Annotated in this window: 12 protein-coding genes; 4 read left to right on the forward strand and 8 right to left on the reverse strand. The window is 69.1% G+C overall.

The genetic code is table 11. From position 1 onward, the window contains the following. Positions 1–220: 220 nt before the first annotated feature. Both C1746_RS20750 and C1746_RS20755 read right to left on the reverse strand, forming a co-directional pair. On the reverse strand, positions 221–1,018 hold the full coding sequence (locus tag C1746_RS20750) for a hypothetical protein (RefSeq protein WP_162868030.1): 798 nt from the start codon (positions 1,016–1,018) through the stop codon (positions 221–223). Further along, positions 1,018–1,920: a hypothetical protein gene (locus C1746_RS20755; RefSeq protein ID WP_116716705.1), complete on the reverse strand. Its 903-nt coding sequence runs from the start codon at positions 1,918–1,920 to the stop codon at positions 1,018–1,020. Before C1746_RS20755 ends, C1746_RS20750 begins: the two co-directional genes overlap by 1 nt. A gap of 366 nt (positions 1,921–2,286) precedes the next feature. Here C1746_RS20755 and C1746_RS20760 point away from each other — a divergent pair, with 366 nt between their 5' ends. From C1746_RS20760 to C1746_RS20770, 3 genes are read left to right on the forward strand one after another with little or no spacing between them, the layout of a single operon-like run. Beyond that, positions 2,287–6,363, forward strand: coding sequence for a DUF4012 domain-containing protein (locus C1746_RS20760; protein ID WP_116716706.1), 4,077 nt, complete (start codon positions 2,287–2,289; stop codon positions 6,361–6,363). 26 nt (positions 6,364–6,389) lie between these two features. After that, positions 6,390–6,626 carry a hypothetical protein gene (locus C1746_RS20765; RefSeq protein ID WP_162868031.1) on the forward strand — a complete coding sequence of 79 codons (237 nt, stop codon included), beginning with the start codon at positions 6,390–6,392 and terminating at the stop codon, positions 6,624–6,626. Continuing rightward, positions 6,623–7,048: a TA system VapC family ribonuclease toxin gene (locus C1746_RS20770; protein WP_116716708.1), complete on the forward strand. Its 426-nt coding sequence runs from the start codon at positions 6,623–6,625 to the stop codon at positions 7,046–7,048. The genes C1746_RS20765 and C1746_RS20770 overlap by 4 nt, the downstream gene beginning before the upstream one ends. A gap of 20 nt (positions 7,049–7,068) precedes the next feature. Here the strand turns inward: C1746_RS20770 and C1746_RS20775 are convergent, their stop codons facing one another. Genes C1746_RS20775 through C1746_RS20785 form a run of 3 tightly spaced genes read right to left on the reverse strand, consistent with a single transcriptional unit; the run spans position 7,069 to position 11,393 of the window. After that, complete coding sequence (locus C1746_RS20775) at positions 7,069–9,063, reverse strand: nucleoside-diphosphate sugar epimerase/dehydratase (protein WP_116716709.1); 1,995 nt, start codon at positions 9,061–9,063, stop codon at positions 7,069–7,071. A gap of 49 nt (positions 9,064–9,112) precedes the next feature. Beyond that, complete coding sequence (locus C1746_RS20780) at positions 9,113–10,729, reverse strand: cell wall-binding repeat-containing protein (protein WP_116716710.1); 1,617 nt, start codon at positions 10,727–10,729, stop codon at positions 9,113–9,115. Between the two features lie 25 nt (positions 10,730–10,754). Beyond that, on the reverse strand, positions 10,755–11,393 hold the full coding sequence (locus C1746_RS20785) for a hypothetical protein (RefSeq protein WP_116716711.1): 639 nt from the start codon (positions 11,391–11,393) through the stop codon (positions 10,755–10,757). 160 nt (positions 11,394–11,553) lie between these two features. Here C1746_RS20785 and C1746_RS20790 point away from each other — a divergent pair, with 160 nt between their 5' ends. Then, on the forward strand, positions 11,554–11,865 hold the full coding sequence (locus C1746_RS20790; RefSeq protein ID WP_162868032.1) for a hypothetical protein: 312 nt from the start codon (positions 11,554–11,556) through the stop codon (positions 11,863–11,865). On the opposite strand, the gene C1746_RS20795 is transcribed toward C1746_RS20790, so the two are convergent. The 3 genes from C1746_RS20795 to C1746_RS20805 all read right to left on the reverse strand — a co-directional run bounded on the left by C1746_RS20795 (position 11,857) and on the right by C1746_RS20805 (position 16,151). Beyond that, positions 11,857–13,773 carry a DUF4012 domain-containing protein gene (locus C1746_RS20795; protein WP_116716713.1) on the reverse strand — a complete coding sequence of 639 codons (1,917 nt, stop codon included), beginning with the start codon at positions 13,771–13,773 and terminating at the stop codon, positions 11,857–11,859. The genes C1746_RS20790 and C1746_RS20795 overlap by 9 nt on opposite strands. A gap of 27 nt (positions 13,774–13,800) precedes the next feature. After that, entirely contained in the window at positions 13,801–15,483 is a 1,683-nt protein-coding gene (locus C1746_RS20800; protein ID WP_116716714.1) for a tyrosine-protein kinase domain-containing protein, read from the reverse strand. 80 nt (positions 15,484–15,563) lie between these two features. Beyond that, positions 15,564–16,151, reverse strand: a complete 588-nt coding sequence (locus C1746_RS20805) for a sugar transferase (protein ID WP_116716715.1) — start codon at positions 16,149–16,151, stop codon at positions 15,564–15,566. Position 16,152 lies beyond the last annotated feature (1 nt).

A 16,152-nucleotide genomic window follows, 5' to 3' on the forward strand; every position in this document is an offset into this window, starting at 1 on the left:
CTTCTGGTGGGACTCCTGTGGCAGGAGTCGCACACTGACCAGCCATGTGGGGGCGACGACGGTATGTGGGACGACGTGGTGGTCGATCCGACCGCGGCCCGGATCATTGGTCAGAGGGCCAGGACCGGCGCCGCGCAGGCTGGATCCCACGACGGCGCCCGCGGCGACTCACCGACTGGCACCAGCAAGCCCGCTGCAGTGGCCCTCAGCGGGGAGGTCACTACTGATCGGCAGGGTTGGGGACCGTGCCGATCACAATCTCCCGAACCTCATAGGGCCGGGTCGCACGTCGCACGACTCTGGGGTCCACATCAACCGAGGTCTCGCGTCGCCACTCCACGGTCAGGCCGATCGGGTAGGTGCCCTTGGTCGACCACATGTGGCGCACCGGCGTGTCCTCGTGTTCCCCGCCCGCGGCCGTGGCTTCGTACTCCTCCTGGTGGCCGTACGTCTCGGCCGTCGGCTCATTGACGTCGAACGTCCAGCGGTACGGAGTGATCGCACAGGACACCGGGTATCCGCGGATCACCCCATCGTCCTGGTCGGAGCGGGAGCTCGAGTCCCACAGCCAGGTCTCGACACCGGTCACACCCCACTCCCGAGGGTTCACGCCGATGGCTGGCTGCGGGATCGATGGGCACACCTGGGTGACGATCTCCGAGTGAGTCGGAGGCGGCGGAGGGGGCGGTGGCGCAGGAGGGCTCCCACCGGCCCCACCGCCAGCAGCAGCAGCCGAAGCGCCTCCATCCGATGGGGCCGTGATCACGCACGCCCCACTCCCGCTGTCGCACGGGATCCCGCCCAGCGACACATCGACGTTGGGATTGAGGTCGAGGATCCCGGCATCGTTGGCCCCGACCCGGTCGATGTCGGACGCGGTGTTTCCCGAGTGGATGTTGGGAGGCGGTGGCTCCTGCCCACCAGAACCGCCGTTGTTCTGGGCGATCGCGGGTGAAGACGCGCTCCAGGAGAACCCCGCAAGGATCGAGATCACGAGAAGGCTCAGACCGCGGGACATCAGCACGGCCTCGGGGGATCCATAGGCGGATTGATCGGTTCTTGGTCGAAGAGCCAATCAAGATGGTGTTCGTTGAACTGCTCGTTGGCGCCGGGATACGTGGGCGGTACGTCCGCCACAGAGAGATCTTGGACGGGGCCTACATCGCGCAGGAAGGCCGCCGTGGATTGACTCGGATCTATCCCATGACCAACAAGGACGGGCCACTGTCGCACACGAGGCTCTCCTTCGGCCGTTTGGTATGCAGCGACCGCAATGAACATGCTTCCCCGACCTTGTGAGCCGCCCTCCCCATTGGTCCACCAGCCAAGCACTCCGGAGAGGAAGTCGTCTTGGATAGGTAGGCCCCGGTACCGGACTGACTCGGGCTGAATGCCCTCCTCAATCACCATTCGAAGAAGATCATCTCGAAGTTGTGGGGCGAAGTCGTTCCACACCTCTTGCTCGTTGGAATACGGTCCGTACTGACAGTTCGGATCCGATGACGTACTTCCCCAGAGAAAGTCGACTCGGGATCTAGTCGGGACCCGGTCCCACTCCGCCAGGCCGAGCCACATGTCCGAGGCCCGCAACTCCTCCAACTGCTCTTCGAGCGTGGGTTCGGTCTCGGTTGGCTCCGGCGTCGCCGAGGGTGCCGCCGAGGGAGTTGGCTCGGACGAGTTCGCGTTATCACTGACGCCCGGCGACGGCGACGCGGTGGGGACCTCCGATACCACGTCCTCCGTCCCCTCGTCAGCCTGAGAGTCCTCCGACACCACGAGCCCCTCCGACGCCATGACCTCTTCCCCGGAACCCTCCCTGCCACGGTCCAGCGCTCGCGCTCCGAGCACGCCCAACCCGAGCGCCAGCAACAAGCCCGACACGATCCAGACGGTCAGCTCCGTCCGTCGTGTCCGGTCCATCGGCTCCCGTCCCGCTGATGCCACTACGTTCCCGTACCTCCCACGACCCGTATCAAGCCGCCAGACTATCGCCAGCCCGTGCTCCACCTGGACCGTTGTCCACAAGTCCGGCCTCGTCCGCCCCCTGACCGGTCAGCGCAAGAAGTCGAAACAACTGCAAGGGCGCCTTTCCGGGCCGCCCATGCCAGACGTCCACCTGAGCGCAAGGCGCCTCGAACGGGCCTGGCCTCCGCAGGCACTCCGGAGATTCCTGCACACGCTCGACGTGATCGAAGCAGGCTGAACGGTCCCGATCGACGGGCCAGGCCGGACCCGACCACCCGTGGTCACGCGTTGCGACTCGGCCGCCCCCTATCCTCACGAGCAGTGGAGCAGTCCCCCCGCAACTCCGGCGAGATCGACCAGGACGATGGCGCCTGGCCGTGGGATACGCCCGAAGACGGCGATCTGGAGCAACGGCTGGACGCGCTCCGAGCGCGCCTACCAGGCAAACCCCTGGGCCAGGACGACGAGCCCAACCCGGCGGTGGAGGCCTGGCTGCAGCGCGGATGGGGACGCCGGACGGAGTCTGACGACGACCCGGACTCATCTTCCACGGACCAGCCGCCGGACCACGCCACTGGCGACCTCGACCTCCTCCCCGTCGATGAGCCCGATGTGCCGACACTGCGCGCGACCGCACACCCCGAATCACACGCTGCGGACGGCCCGGCCAGCGATCAGGACCCAACGACCACCGAGGACCAGTGGGGCGCGCAGACCTGGCACCACACCCGGATGGAGCCCGCACCCGACCACGTCTTCCCAGTCGATGCCGCCGTCCCGGTCGATGCCGCTGTCCCCGTTGATGACGCCGCTCCTGCCAACGCTGACCCAGAGGAGTCCACCGGCAACACGATCCCGGCTGACCCCGATCCTGCTCAGGAAAAGACCGACCCGCCCTCGTATGGCGAGGCTGACAGCGACCGCTCCCCGATGGTCGCCACCGCCGCCAACAGCAAAGTGGTCGCGGACGTGGAGGGTGAGGAGGAGGGCCCCACGGCTCCGCCGCTGCCGCGAGCGGACCAGGACGAGCCGGCGTCAACGCCCGATCCGCCAAACGCAGCACCCCCGACCCATCAGGTCGTGGCAACCGGCGACACCACCGCTCGCGAGCACGACGGACCACCCGACCACGTGGACGAGCTCACGCAGACGCGCAACCTGCCGCCGACCCACGACGCCCACCACTCACCCGAACGACGCGCACCCGAACCACGCGCACCCGACCTGAACCCACCCGACGGCGCTGGTCTGAGCGCCCACGCGTCATCCCGGTCCCCCGAGCAGGGCGAGGCAACCTCCCACCGGACGCCCACCGAAGCCGAACCTCCCGCCGGCGAGGTAATCCTCCCCACCAGTGCGAACAACCCCGACACCGGCACGGCAACCTTCCCCGCGGAGCCGCCGGAACCCGACAACGCCACCAACCTCAGCGCGCCGGACGAGGACGACGCCGGCGACGCCATTGACCCCACCACGCCCGACACCTTCGACATCGTCGAGGCAGCCCACACTGCAGAGCCCCCACAGCCTGACGCCGACGAGGCCAACGACCACACCACGCCCGTCGAACCCGACACCGAGGACCCCAAGCGTCCAAGCACACCCACCGACCCCGGCCGGGCCCCCAACAACGCAACTCTCCCCACCACGCCCAACCACTTCGACATCGCCGACGCAGCCCTCACGGCGGAGCCCCAGCAGCCTGACGCCGACGAGGCGATCGGCCACACGACGGCCGTCCAACCCCACACCGAGGACACCCCGCTCCCGAGCACACCCACCAACCCTGGCCGGGGCCCGACCAACGCAAATTTCCCCACCACGCCTAACGACTTCGACATCGCCGAGGCAGCCCCCACTGCAGAGCCCCAGCAGCCTGACGCCGACGAGGCCATCGGCCACACCACGCCCGTCGAACCCGACACCGAGGACCCCAAGCGTCCAAGCACACCCACCAACCTCGGCCCCGCCCCCACCAAGGCAACTCTCCCCAGCACGCCCGACGATTTCGACGTCGGCGACCCACCCTCGCCAGCCACTCCGACGAGCGACAAAGCGCAGGACAGACCCGCGGGCTCGGCCCCAGCCTCGCCCACGACCACCGGACCCCAGGCCGCCATCCCCACCACCGTTGGTGAGCTGATCGGCCGCCCCACCCGCTCGACCGGGCCCCGCCCCGACGGGCCCCCGAGGCCCGCCGACCCCACCAGACCCGACGACCTGAGCAGCGCTGCCGGTCCATCACAACCCGAGAACCCCACTGCCTCCGCATTCCGCCCAAGAGAACGAGACCGCATCACCAGCCGACACACAACCAGCCCACACTTAACCAGCCCGGGCAAGACCCGCGACAGCAAGACCAGCCGCTACACAACCAGCCCAAGCACGACCAGCCGCCGCACAACCAGCCCACCCAAGGCCCACAGACCGTCCGGCACCACCCCCGACCACAACCACGACCACAACAGCCACGAACCAGAAGCCACCCCGACCCCCACCCCTGAGCAGCTCAAGCGCCGCCGCCTCACCCGAACCCTGGCCGCCGCCGCCCTCACCGTTGTCCTCGCCACTGTCGGACTGGCCGCTCTGGCCGCCTTCTCCGCCCGAGACGACCTCACCATCGCCCGCCAGGGAGCCAGCCAGGCCGTCACCGCCCTCTCCCGCGGCGACCTGCCCGCCACCCGCCAGGCCGTCGACGACGCCCGTGCCGCCACCGACCGCGCCCAGAGCAGCCTAGACAACCGTGCCCTGACCGTCCTCGGCGCCGTCCCCCTTGCCGGCAACGCCGTCGACACCGTCCGTGCGGTCGGCAACGCCGTCGACGATGTGGTCACCATCGCCGACGACCTGGTCGCGGCGCTCGAGGATCTCCCTGAGGGCCTCGAGTCCCTCCGACCAGCCGACGGCCGGATCCCAGTCGACACCATCGCCGCCATCGCACCCACCCTCGACGGTGCCGCCGACATCGCCGGACAGGCCCACGCCGACGTCCAGGCCTCCCCGACCACCGCCCTCCCCGAGCTGGTCCAAGACGCACGAACCGAGGCCCTCGCCCTCCTCCGCGACCTCGACGCCGAACTCTCGACCGCCGCGACGCTCGCACAGACCCTCCCCGCCTTCCTGGGTGCCGACGGCCCTCGCGAGTACTTCGTCGCTGCCCAGAACCCCGCCGAGATCCGCGGCGCCGGAGGATTCCTGGGCGTCTGGTCCACCCTCCGCGTGGACGACGGGGTCATCGAACTCCAGGAGTTCACCGAGATCCGCCAGCTCACGGACCTCGACGTGGCCGAGATCGACCCGCCCACCGAGGACTTCGCCACCCGCTACGACCAGTTCGGCGGCGCCGGCTTCTGGCGCAACATCAACATGAGCCCGGACGTGCCCGTCGTCGCCGAGGCGATCGTCAACCTGTTCGAGGCCACCGAGGGCCGCCGGCTGGACGGTGTCCTGTTCGTCGATCCGCACGTCTTGGGTGAGGCGATGGACCTCACCGGCCCTGTCGAGGTCCCCGACTTCGGCCAGGTCACCGCCGACGATGTGGTCCAGACCGTCGTCATCGACGCCTACCGGGTCCTGCAGGACACCGTTGGATCGGACGCCCGCCGGGACGTCCTCGGCGACGTCGCCGCCCCGGTCATCGACCAACTGCTCACCGGCAGCGCCTCCGGCAACACGCGCGCGGTCCTCGAGGTCTTCGCCGCCTCGGCCACCAACCGCCACCTCTTCCTCTACTCCGAGGACGAGGCCGAGCAGGCCGCCTTCGTCGAGGCCGGGCTGGCCGGGCAGCTCCCCCAGCCGGACGGCGACTTCCTCATGGTCACCCTGAACAACGCCGCCGCCAACAAGATCGACACCTTCATCGACAGCCGCCTGACCTATGAGGTCGCCCTCCAGGCCGACGGCGCCGCCGAGGCCCTGCTCACCACGACCCTGGAGAACAACGCCTTCGCCCGCGCCGAGCCGGAGTACATCATCGGGCCCAACGTCGACTACCTGAACGCGGGCGACAGCTTGCTGTACGTCTCCACCTACTGCGCCCAGAGCTGCCAGATGGCCGAGTTCGACCAGCCGCACGTCCTCCAGTCCGAGGCCGGCCACCCGGTCAACAGCCGTCCCGAGCGCCTGCGCAGTGGTGCGATCGAGGAGGTGGAGATGCGCTGGACCGTCGCCGATGCCTGGACCCCCGACGGCTCTCGGGGCACCTACACGTTCACCTACCGCCCCCAGCCGCTGTTCATCCCGACCAGCCTCGACATGACCGTCCTCCTCCCACCCGACGTGGAGGTCACGGCGGTCTCCAACCCCGCATTCCAGCTCTCGGAGGATGGCGCGTCCCTCCGGTTCCGCGGCGACCCTCGCCACACGGTGAGAGTCGAGATCACCTTCCAGCCGATGTGATGCGTTGATGCTGTAAGCTGGGAATCATGGCACAGCGAACGACGATGACGTTGCAGGATGACGTCTACGAGCAGCTTCTGGCCAGGGCACGGGCCAGCGGCCGCAGTGTCAAGGACATCGCCAACGAAGCGCTGCGCCGCGGGCTGGCTGAGCAGGATGACGGGAACGCCGCGGAGCTGTCGACCTTCTCCTCGAAGCTCAAGATCGACGTCACCAGCCTCTCCTCGACGTTGGAGCGGCTGGAGGGTCCAACCGCCCGGTGATCGTCCTCGACGTCAACGTCCTCATCTACGCACACAACCGGGAGGCCCCACACCACGAGGCTGACAAGCGTTGGCTGGAGGAGGCCATCGTGTCGTCACGGCCCGTGGGACTTCCGCTCGTGACGTCACTCGGGTTCCTCCGCATCGTGACCAATCCACGTGCCATGGAGCAGCCGCTGAGCGTTGCCACGGCTACGCAGCTGCTGAGTGCGATCCGGCACGCTCCCGCGGTGGATGAGATCGGTCCGGCGAGCGGTCACTGGGACCGAGTCGAGAAGACGGCCCAGGAGGCCCAGATGTCAGGCGCGGAGATGACCGACGTCCATCTCGCGGTGTTGACTCTCGAGCGCGGCGCGGCGCTGGCCACACATGATCGCGGATTCCGGCGGATCCCTGAGCTGGACATCCTCGAGCCGGGCTGAGCCTCCCCGGCCGTACGTCGCTACCGACGTCCCGAGGGCTCGCGTGGCAGGGAGACCGTCACGGTCGGGCCGGAGGAGGTGTGCTCCCCGTCTGTGCCAGTGTCCTCACTACGAGGCCCGTCATCCGTCACGAACTCGGGCACCAGCGCCGGCAGTCCCTCCCGCACCCGACCGAGGTCGAACGTGTCGATCGCCCCGTCCAGCACCTCCGGTCTGACCTCCGCAGCCTCTCCGGTCCAGCGGAATACCTTGCTGTGGCCCGTCGGGGTCATCTGCTCACTGCCGAGCCCCAACTCCTCGAACATCTTCTCGCCCGGCCGAAGGCCGACGAACTGGATCTCGATGTCCTCGCCGACCCGCTTGCCGGACAGGCGGATGAGGTCCCGGGCCATGTCGACGATCTTGATCTGCTCGCCCATGTCGAGGACGAAGATGTCGCCCCCCTCCCCCATGATGGAGGCCTGCAGCACCAGTTCGACCGCCTCGGGGATGGTCATGAAGTAGCGGCGCATGTCCGGGTGGGTGACGGTCACCGGCCCGCCCTGCTCGATCTGCTGCCGGAACAGCGGCACCACACTGCCGTTCGAGCCCAGCACGTTGCCGAACCGGACGGCGGAGTAGGCCAGTCCGTGTGCCGCTGCGTGTGCCACGACGACCCGTTCGGCCACCCGCTTGGTCGCCCCCATGATCGAGGTGGGGTTGACGGCCTTGTCGGTGGAGATCAAGACGAACCGGTCGACCCCCAGGCGGCTGCACGTGCGCACCAGGGTCCGCGTCCCGAGCACGTTGTTCTTGAACGCCTCCGCCGGGTTGGCCTCCATCATCGGCACGTGCTTATGCGCAGCGGCGTGGAACACGAAGGTCGGCCGGTGCCTGGCGATCACCGACTCGATGCGGGACTGGTCGGTCACATCACCGATGGCGGCAACCAACTCGGTGTCGCCGGCGGGGGCATAGAGCTCTCGGTGGATCTCGTACAGGGCGTTCTCGGCCTGCTCGACCAGGATCAGCTTGGCGGGCTGCAGGGTGAGGAGCTGCCGGCACAGCTCACTGCCGATGCTCCCACCCGCGCCGGTGACCAGGACGGTCTGGCCGGTCACATGGGCAGCCAGGCCTTCGCGGTCGGTGGAGACGGCCTCGCGCCGCAGCAGGTCCTCCAGTTGGATCGGGCGGGGCCGGAGTGCCATCCGCCCCGCCACCACGTCCATCAGGCCCGAGACCTTGCGGACCGACACGCCGTACTCGCTGGCGATGGCGTCCAGCCGCCGGACCATCTCGCCGGTCACGTCGTGGATGGTGATCAGCAGGTTCTTCGGCTGGTGCGCCTCGATCAGCCCGGGCAGGTCGGCGACCCCTCCGAGGACCGGCAGCCCATGGATGCGCTGGCCGACCTTGTTCCGATCGTCGTCGATGAAGCCGACGGCGTGGATGCCGAGGTCGGGCCGCATGCGGATCTGTCGGGCCACGGCGACGCCACCCTCGCCCGCGCCGATCAGCAACGTCCGGTCGGGGGTGTCCTCGGCCCGGCGGCCGGGGTGGACCTCGCGTCGCTGCCGTCCCTCGCTCATCGACCGGCGCACGGCCCGGGCCCCTCCGAGGGCGATGATCGCGGTCATGAAGTTGATCGCGGTGACGCCCAGCGGGATCGTCGTGAGCGCGCCGAGGAGCCCGTCGTACTCCTGCGGGGCACCGAGCAGCCGGGCGACGGCGATCAGGGCGGCCGCGATGTACAGCGCCCGGATCAGCAGGCCCAGATCGTTGATGGTGACGTAGCGCCAACTCGACTTGGTGACGCGGTAGGCCGACAGCAGCCCGTACTGCAGCCCGACGACGAACGGGGCGACCAACAGCAGCTGGCGGAAGGACCGCTCGGGGATCATCCAGTCGAAGCGCACCAGGTACGCCACGACGATCGCGGCCAGCAGCAGTCCGATGTCGAGCGCACGACGGACAGACCGCCGGGCCACGGTGCTGGCCGTGTTCCGAGTGGTCTGTCCGTTCAGTGCTGTGCCCATGTGCGGTGCTTCCAGGATGGACCCTGGGTACCTGGTCCCCCCGCAGGCGCTACTGGATGGCGGTCTGGACCTCCGCCGCGACGTCGTCGCTGACGGCGAGGTTGCCACCGAAGACGACGGCAGCGTCGATGCTGTCGCTGTTGGCTGCGAGGTACTCCTCGACCACCTGCGGCAATGAGTCGGTCTGGACCAGCAGCAGCGGGCCAGGGCCCGTCGAGGGTGAGCCGATCAGCGCCCCACCGGTGAGCGCATCGGCGAAGACGTCGTCACGGGCGATGCCGGTGACGGTAGGGCTGTCGTAGTAGGCCTGGGCCACCAGGACCGAGGTGTCGGAGTCGGTGTCAGCCGCGATCGAGTCCTCGTCCGGCAGTGCCGTCTCGGCCGTGCGGCCGATCACGGTCACCTCCGCGTCGCCGTTGGCGTCCAGGTAGGCCTGGGTCTCGGGCGGCACCCGGTCGTCGGAGGTCAGCAGCACCGCGGCGCCACCCACCCCGTTGACCGCCGCGGCCGCAGCGTTCCCAGCCACGATCGGGTCTTGGAAGTCGCCGCCGTCGGCCACCAGCAGCTCCTCAGGGCTGCCCAGGCCTTCGCCGGCGATGATGGCTGCGGTCTCGAACCGGTTGAGGCCGCCGTAGCGGATGGTGCCGTAGCCCAGCGCCTCGACGTCGGCGTTGACCTGGGCGGACAGGGCAACCTCGCCGCCGAGCAGGATGACGGTGCCCGAGTCGCCGAGTACGCGCTGGACCTCGATGGCCGTCTCAGGTGTGAGGGCGTCGGTCCGGCTGAGCAGGATCGGAGCGCCGTTGTCCACAGCCAGCGGGGTGCCGGCCAGGGCGTCGGGGAAGAGGTTGTCGCGGGCGATCAGCACGGTGTCCGCGCTCGAGTCCGCCCACCCCTGCTGGGAGATGTCGATCGCGGTGGTGATGCGCTCCGGCCCCTCGAGGCGGGTGACGGTGTCGCCGCCGGGGACGGTGCCGGAACCGAGCACGTCGGTGAAGGGCTCGTCGTCGCCGCCATTGACCTCGTCTTGGGTGGCGACGCCGTCGGGGTCGGTTACGACCTGGTCGTAGATGAGACCCGGGTTGGTCGCGATGCCATCGGGGCTGCCGATGCAGCCACTGTCGAAGCTGATCGAGAGCACCCCACGGCGGTAGTCCGGTGTGCCGTCGCAGACCACGGGGGCCGGGGTCTCGCCGGAAGCGATGTCGAACACCTGACCGACCAGGGTGCCGTCTTCGTCTTGGGCAACGGAGGCGAAGTACTCGCCCTCGCCATCATCGTCGGTGTCGATGAACCAGCCAGCCAGGCTCGAGGCCCAGTTGTCGTCGACCGCCGGGTCCGTGGGCTCCGCGACCTCGATCGACAGCGTCGTGGCACCGGGGCCGTAGTCGGTGCATGCCTCGACGATGTCGCCGCGCGGCTCATCGACGCCCGGGTCGCTGTCATCGCCCGCATCAACAGCGTCACCGGTTGCGTCCGCAACGCACTGGTTGGCGAGGAAGGAGTTGGCAGCGACGGCGTCGCCGAATGACGTGCCGAAGCCCGCGGCCCGGAACGCCTCGGGGGCGCTGGTTGCCGAGGCGGCACCTGCAGCGGCTGGAAGCAGGGCCAAGCCCAGGGCCGCGACGGCCAGGACGGCGAGAGTCTTGATTCGTGAAGTCGTCATGAGAGTCTCCGTCTCTTCGTCGCGACTAGCGACGAACCCGCCGCATGATCGGGGACCAGTTCAGACCGACCAGAAGAACCGAGGCCAGCAGCAACGCGACGACCGCGTAGGTGGTCCGGTTGTCGTCGGCCGGGGTGAGGTCCGGGGTGAAGAGTGACGCTGGCGTCACGCTGTACTCCACCACCTGCTCCTTGGCTTGACCGTCCAGGTCCTGTCCCGTGACCGTGACCTCATAGGTCGAGGTGTCCACATCGGCCGGGACCTGCAGGACGGCCCGGAAGCTGCCGTCATCGTTGACCGCTACTTGCAGCTGCTCCGCAGTTGATGGGGAGCCCGCGAAGCCATCGCTGTCGTCGTCATCGGTGCCGGGCGCGTTGCCGTTCTCATCGGTGTCGCCCTCGATCACGTCCGGTGGTTCCGGGTCGTCGCTCCCAGGGCAGTTGTCGCCACCGAACTCACGGTCGATCGTGACCTCGGAGCCGCCCCAGTTGTCGCCCTGCACGATGATGGTGCTGCACGCGGTGGTCACCCGGACTTGATCCTCGGCCTCCTCCGGTGTGTCAGGATTGCCGCCATAGACCGTTGGCTCATCCTGCGCCCAAGCGGGCACAGCCATGAGTACCGCGACAGCAGCAAACGCCGCCGCCAGTGTGAACCTGCGCATTACCTGTCTCCCAAAGATGTTCGCTATCCGATGCAGTGGTCGGCGTTGCCCCCCGAAGTACTGTCGGGCGTGGCCGCGGGAAGTGTCCCATACATCGACGAGCGTAACAAGGCGTAAAACCTCCACTACCCTGTGCTGGCCCGCCTACCTAGGAGTGATGATGAGCTTACGGGTCGTCTGTGACATCTGCGGTTCAACTGTCCCCCTGGACGAGGCGACCTCCGACGCCGGCTGGCGCTTCCTCGTGGTGCCCGAGCGCACGGTCGCCAACCAGATCGAGGCACACCTCTGCTCGCCGACCTGTGTGACCCGCTGGGGGCTGGCCAATGGGGCGAAGGTCCGCACCGGCGCGTCCGCGCAGACGGGCGAGCAGCGGCTGAAGCTGCGCGACATCCTGCAGGCCTCGAGCAACGAGGGGATCGACCTTCGCGAGATCGACGGCGAACTCGGATCCGAGCCGCGCTCAGCCTGAGGGGGGCGGGATCAGCTCCACCTCGTAGGTCGTGGTCCGGGTGATCCGACCGTCCCAGGTCGCGGCCCGGACCGGGGTCCCCTCCTGGACCATCCCCAGTCCGGCCGGCGGGTTGATGCGCAGGTCGAAGGTGGTCGGGTTGATGGTGGGCTGGTGCCACATCTGGGTGTCGAACGTCGGGGTGGGGTCTCCGGGATCCCAGGCGTCGGGCCACTGGAGGTTGAACGAGACGGTCTGCTCGGCCATCGACTCGACGTGCTCGATGGTCGAGATGATGGTGTGGCCGAGCTCGCCATCGAACGCCGCGCCGTAGCCCCAGTCGTCGGCCGTGCGGGTGTCCAGCACCTGGCAGGTGCCGCAGTACAGCGAGAGGTAGGTGGCGTTGTCCCCCACCGCCAGCCGCGGGTTCGCCTCGTTGTTCGGTCCGATGAAGTAGGCGGGGACGCCTTCGGTCGGGGCCCGGTTGCCCAGGGTCACATCGACCGTGGCCGTCGCCGAGCCGTCGGGGTTGAGGAAGATCTCGACTGACTGGTGCCGGGTGGCGAAGAAGTCGATGTGGGCTTCGTTGAGGTTGAACCCGACGACGCCCACGAAGCCAGCGGCGGGCTCGGGCAGGCGCCCACTGGCCCCGACGCTGTCCAGTTGGGCCTGGATGTCCGGGTCGGCGCTGTGGATCAGCAGGTGGCCGTCGCGGACCATCTCGGCCAGGGCGCTCAGCCGAGTTAGGGGGTCGATGTCGGTGGTGAGGAAGGCCCGGAGAACCGACCCGGCGGCGATCCCGACCTCGGCCTTGCGGTCCTGCTGGTTGGTGAACGTCTCGGGCGCCTCACGAACGACCTGATTGATGACGGTGTCGGGGGCCAGCAGGCCGATGTCGGTCTGGACCGGTCCGGTCGCGTCCAGCATGATCTGCAGGGCGGCCGGGTCCAGGACGATGACCCCGTCGACGGACTGGCCGATGGCTGCAGGGGCGAACGCCTCGATGGTGCGGGCGACGGAGGGGAAGTCGGGCGAGGCGTTGATGTTGGACCAGGTGCCTTGCCCGGTCAGGAAGCCCTCGTAGCGGTCCAGGTACTCGGTGCTGGGGGCGGTGGTGCTGTCCAGCAGGTCGTCGGGCAGCGGGCTGACCGACTGGAAGGGCGTGAACGTGAGAGCGCCGGCGTCGGCGGTCAGGACCGCGTAGGCCCCGATGATCCCACCGGTCCCACGGGCCTCGGCCGGGTTCTGGGCACCGACGTAGTACTCCAGCGGTTCGTCGGCGCCCAGCAGCTCGGGTAGCAGGTCGGTGAGGGTGACGGCGGCCTGGGCGAGACCCGCGACCTCGGTGACCTCCTCTGCCAGGGTGGTGTGGGCCTGGTCGACGGCGGCGGAGAGCGACTGGCCTTGCGTTGCCTCCAGCGAATCTTGGACATCGCTGAGGGTGCGGCTGACCTGGCTGATCGGCTCGCTGAGCTGGGAGACGGTGGCCAGCCAGGCCGGGTCGGTGGTGTCCAGGGTGAGGGCGTCCAGCGCGCCGTCCTGGTTGAGCAGCAGGTCGGTGATCTGGGTGCCCGAGGCGGCGATCCGCTCGGTCGCCTGAGCGACGGCGACGGCCTTGCGGGTGGTGGTGCCGACGTACGGGAGGGGTTGGGTGGCCTGGATGGGCAGGACGGCGAGGGCGTCGAGGGCGGCTTCGGCGTGGGTGCGGGCCTCGGTCAGGGCGCGGTCGGCGCCGGCGATGTCGGCGGCCTGGACGGCGTTGGCAGCTGCTTGGAAGTCGTCCCGGGCGGCGGTGAGCTCGTCGCGGGCCTCGGTCAGGCCCCGGTAGCCGATGGCGGCGGCGACGGCGAGGATGGCCAGGATCGCGAAGGCGACGGCGACGATGACGGCGCGCCGCCGGGCACGTCGGCGGCTGGGAGAGGCGGACATCGACGGCCGAGAGTACGGCCGGCCATCTCAGCCGACCAGTTCGGAGTCCTCCGTCTGACGGTCGCCGCGCCTGGCCCGGCGGCGATCGCGGCGGGACTTGCCGTTCGAACGCCGGTCGTCCTCGGTCTCGCCGTAGCCGTAGGAGTAGTTGTAGCGGTAGGCGTAGTCGCCGTAGCCGGCGCCGGAGAGCTTGGCCTTGGTGTAGATGTAGCCGAGGACCGGGGTGCCGATGCGGTCCAGGCGTTCGCGCATCTCGGCCAGGACCTTGAGGGGGGTGCCGCGGCTGACCACGACGACGATGCCGTCGACGTTGGTGGCGATGGCCGAGGCGTCGGAGGCCAGCAGGAGGGGCGGAGAGTCGATGATGATGAGGTCGGTCAGCTCGGAGAGGCGGTGCATCGCCCGGCGGAAGGCCGGGGTGCGGAAGAAGGCGGCCGTGTCATCGCCCAGCGGGCGGGCGGGGATGAACGGGACGGCCTGGCCGTCGCCCAGCTGGAGGGGGACGAGGACGTCGGTGATCTTGGTCGTCTCGTCGGCCAGGCCGGGCAGGCCGAGGGTTGACTCGGCCTTGAGGCGGCGGGTGAGGCCGCGGACCCGGGTGTCGGCGTCGACCAGCAGGACGTCCCGGCCGTCCTGGGCGGCGGAGAGAGCCAGGTTGAGGCAGCTCACGGTCTTGCCGTCGACCGGTGAGGCACTCGTGAGCACGACCGAGCGGCCGTCGGTCTCTTCGAGAGCGAAGGCCAGGGCGCCGACGAGGAACTGGTAGGCCTCTCCGGCCGGGGATTTGGGGGCTTCGACGACCGGGATCGATCCCGTCAGGCCGACGTCTTCGAAGCTCGGGACGGTGCCGAGGAGGGGGGCGTGGAGGACTCGGGCGGGGTCGTTGCGCCCGTCGGCCGTGGCGGTCTCGTCGGCGCGCCACCAGGCCCATGCGGTGGCGGCCATCGCGCCGAGGAGTCCGGCGAGGATGGCGTTGCGGATCGGGGTGGGGGCGGAGGGGGCGTCGGGGGGCTCGGCGGGCTCGAAGAGCTCGACGCCGGAGCCGAAGAGGGCGGCGTCGACGGTGATCTGGTCGATCCGGCCGTCGACGGTGATGAGCTGCTGGATGGCGGCGTCGCGTTGGGCTTGGAGGGCGTCGGAGTTGCTGTTGTCCTCGAGTTCCTGCTGGACGCTGGCGAGTTCCTCTTGGAGTTGCTCGCGCTGGGCGGTCAACTCGTCCAGGGAGGATTGGGTGGCGACTTCGGCCTGTTCGCGCACGACGGCCTGATAGGCCTCACCGATGGCATTGGCGATCTGGGCTGCCCCTCCGGCGGTCCCGTCCGTCGCGCGAATGGTGAGGAGGTCGAGGTCACCGGAGGGCCGGATGGTGGTCTGCTCGACAATCTCATCGGCGTCGAGTCGTGCGTCTAGAAGTGTGGAGGCGCGCTGGATGACTGTGCGGGACTGCGCAAATTCGGCTTGGTTGCGGACGTAGCGGGAGGGGTCGAGGAAGTTGACCCCGGACTCGCCAAAGACACCCGAGTTCCGGGGGTCGGCGAGCAGGAGGTCGGCCTCGGCGGAGTACTCGACCGGTTGGAGCGAAGAGACTCCGAAGCCCAGGAGGGACGTGGCCGCCGCGACAATGACGATCGTGCGCCACCGGGCGAGCAGAACCGGGATCAGATCTTCGCCGGATGACAGCGCCTGCGTTGAGGTGTCGATCGTGCTCATCGGGTCTCTCGGGGTGGTCTGCGGTCCCGAGCCATGCTGCCACGGCCGGGCTGGTCGTGGTCGGTGACCCAACGGCGTGCTCAGCGCAGCAGGGAGCGCAGCGTCTCGCCGATGATGCGCAGATCGCCAGTCCAGGACGCCTCGCGGACGTAGGCGGTAGAGAGCGCCAGCTTGCGGGGCAGCACGACCTCCCGGTAGGTCTGCTCGCCGTCCTCGCTGGCGGCGAGCAGCTCGGCCTCGTGCCGGAAGGCCAGCGAGGCGGGGTCGGTGATGCCCGGTCGGACCGTCAGGACCGGGGCGAAGGCCTCGGGGAACAGCTCGACATACCGGCGGACCTCCGGGCGGGGGCCGACCAGACTCATGTCGCCCCGGACGACGTTCCACAGCTGCGGCAACTCGTCCAGCTTGAAGCGTCGCAGGACCGCGCCGAGCCGGGTGATGCGCACGTCACCGCCGACGGTGACTTCCGCACCCGGCTGACCGGTCCGCATCGTCCGGAACTTGAGGATGGTGAAGTCGCGACCGTGCCGACCGACCCGCTGCTGACGAAACAGAACAGGGCTCCCGTCGAGCAGGCGGACGAGGGCCGCGACGACCAGCATTGGAACCGCTGCCACCGCCAGTGCCGGGATCCCGACCAGCAGGTCGAACAAGCGCTTGCCCTGCACG

Source organism: Euzebya tangerina (genome assembly GCF_003074135.1).
Lineage (GTDB): Bacteria > Actinomycetota > Nitriliruptoria > Euzebyales > Euzebyaceae > Euzebya > Euzebya tangerina.